The 4,501-nt window shown below is 38.2% G+C and carries 3 protein-coding genes; 1 reads left to right on the top strand and 2 read right to left on the bottom strand.

All coding sequences use genetic code 11. From position 1 onward, the window contains the following. Positions 1-52: 52 nt before the first annotated feature. Both AC3AX0_RS04660 and AC3AX0_RS04655 read right to left on the bottom strand, forming a co-directional pair. Entirely contained in the window at positions 53-1,774 is a 1,722-nt protein-coding gene (locus AC3AX0_RS04660; protein WP_487549143.1) for a TRAP transporter permease, read from the bottom strand. A gap of 132 nt (positions 1,775-1,906) precedes the next feature. Then, positions 1,907-2,875 (bottom strand): TAXI family TRAP transporter solute-binding subunit, encoded by a 969-nt coding sequence (locus AC3AX0_RS04655; protein WP_487549142.1) that lies wholly within the window; start codon positions 2,873-2,875, stop codon positions 1,907-1,909. A 625-nt stretch (positions 2,876-3,500) separates the two neighbouring features. On the opposite strand from AC3AX0_RS04655, the gene AC3AX0_RS04650 reads away from it, so the two are divergent. After that, positions 3,501-4,501, top strand: a 1,001-nt coding sequence (locus tag AC3AX0_RS04650; RefSeq protein WP_487549141.1) for an MFS transporter, incomplete at its 3' end; no start/stop codon positions are given.

The following is a 4,501-nucleotide window of genomic DNA, read 5'->3' as shown; positions in this document are numbered from 1 at the left end:
CCCCCTGCCATAATATATGTAGTAATCATTCCCTATCCTCCATGGTGTATATTTACTCTGTCATTCTTTTCATTTTAACAATATTATATATCTTGTGGAGCATAAATACCAACAAAATACTTATTGAAACTACAATTATTATTTCCAAAGGGCTTCCATCGATAAGTGGTGTATAGACAATAAGCAGTGGTACAACGTATATTATCTTTGCATATTTAAGGGCAGCCACTCCCGTTTTAAGAGGATCTGCTCCTGCTATTCCTGCTGCTGCGTAGGCAGCCAAACATACTGGAGGCGTAATATTGGCATCCTGGCTTAGCCAGAAAATAATCATATGTGCCCCAAGAACGCTTACACCCTTATCAATGAATGCTGGTGCTGCAAGCACTGCAAGTATTATATATGAAGAGGTGACAGTAAGTCCCATTCCAAGAACATAGGAAGCCATTGCGACGAAGAGTATCATGAGAGGTAAAATTCCATTGGAAGCTCCCAGTATTACGCTTGAAAACTTAAATCCAAGTCCCGTCAGATATACCGTTCCGATTATTATTCCTATTGAACCTGCGGTGATTCCTATGAATGCTATGTTTTTCCCACCTTCTTCAAGAGAATCCAGTAGCTTTTTGATTCCAATCTTTTCTTTAGAAAACACTAAATTAGTCACAAGGGCTGCTATCATCGACCAGAATGAAGCAAACACGGGAGAAAATCCTCTAACAAGGAGGAAAAATATCATTACAAGAGGTATGAAATGATGCCAGTTATTTTTGATCAAGTCAGCCACTTGCGACTTGTCTACTACAGTTTTTTTCGAGGGGTCCCTTTTCATATCTATCATTATATAAATACTTGCAAAATACAGAAATGCCGGTGCTACTGAAACAAGTATTATCCTTGAATATGGTATCCCCGTAAGTTCTGCCATTACGAAAGCTCCTGCTCCCATAATTGGAGGCATAAGCTGTCCTCCAGTGGATGCAGCGGTTTCTATGGCCGCCGCCTCATGACTTTCAAAGCCTGCCCTTTTCATTAGGGGTATTGTGAAAGTCCCCGTAGTCATTACATTGGCAACGGCGCTTCCAGTAACTGATCCCAACAGGGCGCTTGCCACTACTGCAGCTTTTGCTGAGCCCGTCTTTGATTTCCCTGTCATGAGATAAGGAAGCTGGGTAAAAAACTCAGCCCCTCCGGTCATCCTTAAAACGGCGCCAAAGAGTACAAACATGAATACATAGGTGGAAAATATTCCAGCAACGCTTCCGTAAATACCAAAAAGAGAGGTATATAAAAATCCAATTGTCCTTCCCAGACTCAGTCCTCCATGTCCCAATAAACCTGGAAAAAATCTCCCGCCCAGATTATAGATGAAAAAAAACAAGGCAATTAACGTTAGAGTTGGTCCGTTTTTTCTTCTGTTTGTTTCAAGACAGACAACAACCATGCTTAGTCCGAAAAATATATCAAAACTATTTACCAAGCCAGCCCTCTGTCCTAGATTTGAGTATTCCAAAATGAAGTATATGGTTGATGCTACAGTCATTATAAGTAGAATAACATCCACTGCTAGGTTCAGTTTGTAGTTGGTATTAAAGCTGGATTTGGAAAATTTCTTTCCAGTAACTATATTTTCAATTATTGCAATAAAAGAAACTCCACCTATAAATAAACCTCTTGTTATCTGTGGAGCAAAAATTCCGAACTTTCCAGCCGTAATGAAAAACAGCGAAAAAGCTATATAACATATCCTTAAAATCTGTTTTTTATACTTCATCCTCTAATCCTCAAGAAAGCAGCTTTGCTGCGTTAATTAGGTCACGCTTCATGTGACCAAAGCGGTTATTAAGATGCGAAAGAAAGTTCCCTTAACCGCATAACACCAACGCTTCAAGGGGTTATGCATATTTTATCTTTCCTTAGCTGAAATAAACCTTACTGCACCCTGGTGCATTGGTATTCCAAGTATGTCAACCATCTTCTCAATGGAATCCATAGAAAGCTCTGATGCCCTTGTATGTACCGAATGCATATGGTCCAGTCCTTCCTCTGAGTACAGAGCTTTTAAAAATTCATAGACAGTTTCTTCAGGTACATCCTTGTTGGCTATTATATAAGTAAGGTTTGAATAAGACACTACATCTTCCTCTTGTCCCTCGTAGGTTCCTGCAGGTATGATGCTTGTTTTGTAAAATGGATATTTTTCACTGAATCCGAACTCGTCTCCCAGTATTCCAATGTCAAGAAGCTTCACATCCTTGACAGAAGAAAGATCCATTATGAGTGATAGGGGAAGTCCACTGAAATAGCCGAATACATCAAGGTTTCCATCCTTCATGGCAGAAACCTGATCTCCAGGTGGAAGATATACGGGGGAAACTTCATTCCACACTCCTCCTTCACTGAGAAGTATTTCATTGAAAATTGCTGCAGCAGACCCCTGGGGACCCACACCTATATTCTTTCCCTTGAAATCCTCAAAGTTGTTAATTCCCGACTTTTCAAGTACTACACAGTGATAGATGTTTGTCCATCCAAAGCCCACTATCCTAATATCTTCAATATTTTGTCCCCGAAAAACACCTTCATCATTCCAAGCCCAATAAAGCTCCGATCCATTTGCCAGACCCATATCTGTTTCACCACTGTTCACAAGTCTTATGTTTTCAGCTGACCCTGCTGTTGTTTGAACGTTCAAGCTGTATCCATCCATGATTTCTCCAAAAATGGTGCTGAAACCTCCACTCATTGCATAGTATGTTCCTCCTGGAGATGCCGCTGCAAAGGTGTAGTTTTTAACATCCTTCGCGGAACATCCCGTTGAAACTGATAATATCATTATGGCTATTATTAAACACATTGCTTTTTTTAACTTCATCATTTCCTCCGTTTTTCAAACAAATAAGTAAAATACATCCTATCCATTATATTAGAAATACATAGCATTATCAAATCTTTTGTTCAAGACACAGCAACTATGTTGCGTTAGACGCGCAAGTGGATAGTGTCGCCGTTGAAAGTTTACCTTGTAAATAAAATTACAACGCTTTAAGTGATTTTGTATTTATTTAATTTTCTTTGGCAAAGACGCATCAATAATGAATTTTTAGGGTAATGATACAAAATTCACTTTTCCATATATTCTTTACTTCATGGATGTTTTATACTCTCGTATAATATTTATCCAAATATTATCACTCGTTAGCAACAGCTACAGCCATTGAATTATCAACAATTCATTATTCTCGAACATACATTTGTAATTTATATAAAATATTGTATACATTGGTTTTCCTAAGTTGTACACATTGTCCACAGAGTTATCCACATATTATCTATACCATGTTAACTAACTGTTAAATGTATATTTACTCATTATATATCAGCTCTGCTACGTTAGACGCCTTAATTAATAAGGAAATTATTAAGGAAAAAATCACGAACACCTATTCAAATTTATAGTATAATAGACTTATAATAAATATAAAGTAAAGGATGGTTTTATGGAAAAGCTTACGAAAACTGAAAAGAGCTGGATTCTTTACGACTGCGGAAATTCCGCCTATTCCATGGCAATAACCACAGCACTTCTTCCAATATATTTCGGAATGTTCAAAGCCGGTGACAGTATGGATCTAGGCTACTTCAACTCCCTGGCCAGCATATTAGTTGCAATACTAAGCCCTATCCTTGGAACAATCGCCGACTACAAGGACAAGAAAAAAAGATTCTTCATATTCTTCTTCCTAATGGGAATTATATTTACAAGCGCCCTGGCAATTGTACCACAGGGACAGTGGAAGATTCTCATATTCTTCTACATACTAAGTGCTTTAGGATTTGCAGGTGCAAATATCTTTTATGATTCATTTCTTGTAGATACAACTGAAGATGACAGGATGGACTATGTGTCCTCAAGCGGATTTGCCTTTGGATATATAGCAAGCATAATCCCTTTCGGAATAAGCCTTGGGGTAGTGTATTTTATAGGAATGGACCAACTACTTGGTTATAAGCTGGGTTTTGTAATCACAGCTCTTTGGTGGGGACTTTTAACGATACCACTCATAAGAAATGTTCATCAGAAACACTATATCAATCCTGAACCCCATTATGTAACGAAAAGTTTCGCAAGACTTGGAAAGACATTCAAGAATATAAGAAAACACAAGACAGTGTTTACTTTCCTTCTAGCCTATTTTCTATACATAGATGGTGTAGGCGCCATAATAAAGATGGCAGTACCATATTCCCAGAGCGTTTTGGGAGGAGATTCCTTCGACATGTTTGTTTTACTTGGAATACTTCTCATAATCCAGATAATCGCATTTCCTTGCGCCCTGATTTATGGAAGACTTGCAAAGAAATTCACTGCCAAAGGAATGATTTTCTTTGCAATATTCACCTATATAATAGCCTGCATCTTCGCCTACAACATCGATGAAATAAAAGATATCTTTGTACTTGGTGCAATGATAGGATCGGCCCAGGGAGGAATTCAAGC

The sequence above is a fragment of the Dethiosulfatibacter sp. genome, from assembly GCF_983023055.1.
The sequence above is the reverse complement of the archived record's forward strand: the minus strand, read 5'-3'. Positions and strand labels throughout refer to the sequence as shown.

What these genes read in the sequence shown, in the direction of transcription:
- AC3AX0_RS04655 (WP_487549142.1), bottom strand. Translation starts at nt 2,875, where the DNA reads ATGAAGTTAAAAAAAGCAATGTGTTTAATAATAGCCATAATGATATTA.
- AC3AX0_RS04660 (WP_487549143.1), bottom strand. Translation starts at nt 1,774, where the DNA reads ATGAAGTATAAAAAACAGATTTTAAGGATATGTTATATAGCTTTTTCG.